The 1780-nt window shown below is 65.7% G+C and carries 1 protein-coding gene; it reads left to right on the top strand.

Annotation, left to right across the window (positions count from 1 at the left end; genetic code table 11):
• The coding region (locus WA944_RS26885; protein WP_526610398.1) for a replicative DNA helicase at positions 1–1780 on the top strand (1780 nt) is incomplete at both ends.

Genomic DNA, 1780 nt, shown 5'->3' on the forward strand with positions numbered 1-1780 from the left:
CGGGCGACTTCTACAAGCCCGGGAACCAGATCGTCTACGACGCGATCCTGGACCTGTACGGGCGCGGGGAGCCGGCGGACGCCGTCACCGTGGCCGCGGAGTTGGACCGCCGCGGAATGCTGCGGCGCGTCGGCGGAGCCCCCTATCTGCACACCCTGATCTCGACGGTGCCGACGGCGGCCAACGCGGGCTACTACGCGGAGATCGTGGCCGAGAAGGCGCTGCTGCGTCGCCTCGTGGAGGCCGGCACCCGGGTCGTGCAGTACGGCTATGCCGGCGCTGACGGTGCGGACGTCAACGACGTCGTGGACCGCGCGCAGGCCGAGATCTACGACGTCACCGAGCGGCGGGCCTCCGAGGACTTCGTGGTGCTCGAAGAACTGCTGCAACCCACGATGGACGAGATCGACGCCATCGCGTCCTCGGGAGGCATGTCCCGCGGCGTGCCGACGGGCTTCGTCGAGCTCGACGAAGTGACCAACGGCTTGCACGCCGGGCAGATGATCATCATCGCGGCCCGACCCGGCGTCGGTAAAAGCACGCTGGGCCTGGATTTCATGCGCTCGTGCTCGATAAAGAACCAATTGCCCAGCGTCATCTTCAGCCTGGAGATGAGCAAGTCCGAGATCGTCATGCGGCTGCTGTCGGCGGAGGCCAAGATCAAGCTCGCCGACATGCGATCCGGACGGATGAGCGACGACGACTGGACTCGGTTGGCGCGCCGGATGAGCGAGATCAGCGAAGCCCCGTTGTTCATCGACGATTCGCCGAACCTGACGATGATGGAGATCCGGGCCAAGGCGCGGCGGTTGTCGCAGAAGGCCGGTCTGCGGTTGATTGTCGTGGACTACATGCAGCTGATGTCGTCGGGCAAGAAGTACGAGTCCCGCCAGCAGGAAGTCTCGGACTTCTCCCGCAGCCTCAAGCTGATGGCCAAGGAACTCGAAGTGCCGGTGGTGGCGATCAGCCAGCTGAACCGCGGGCCGGAGCAGCGCACCGACAAGAAGCCAATGGTCTCTGACCTTCGTGAGTCGGGATGCCTGACTGCGAACACCCGAATCCTCCGTGCGGACACGGGTGCGGAGGTGACGTTCGGCGAGCTGATGCGTACTGGGGAGCGCCCACTGGTGTGGTCGGTCGATGACCGCAAACGGATGGTCGCGCGGCCGATGACGAACGTCTTCTACAGCGGGTACAAAGAGGTGTTCAAGGTCCGGTTGGCATCCGGGCGTGAGGTGGAGGCGACGGCCAACCATCCGTTCATGACGCTTGACGGATGGACTCCGTTGGGAGAGTTGACAGTCGGTGCGCGGGTGGCAGCCCCACGGCGGGTGCCCGAACCGGTGCAGACCGAGCGGATGCACGACTCCGAGGTCGTGATGTTGGCGCACATGATCGGCGACGGGTCGTGCGTGAAGCGCCAGCCGATTCGGTACGCGAGCGTCGACGAGGCGAACCTGGCGGCGGTAGAGATCTCCGCGGCGCATTTCGACGTGACGCCGATCCGGGACGAGTATCCCGCCGCTCGAGTGACGACGTTGCGCCTGCCGGCGCCGTACCGACTGACACACGGCAAGCGCAATCCGATCGCCGCCTGGCTGGACGAGCTGGGCCTGTTCGGCAAGCGCAGCTACGAGAAGTTCGTGCCGGCACAGGTGTTCGCGTTGCCGAACGACCAAGTGGCGCTGTTCCTGCGGCATCTCTGGGCGACCGACGGCTCGGTGCGGTGGGATGCGAAGCTGAGCATCGGACGTGTCTACTACGCCTCGACCAGCCGGCG

This window comes from Mycobacterium sp. (assembly GCF_049683355.1).
Lineage (GTDB): Bacteria > Actinomycetota > Actinomycetes > Mycobacteriales > Mycobacteriaceae > Mycobacterium.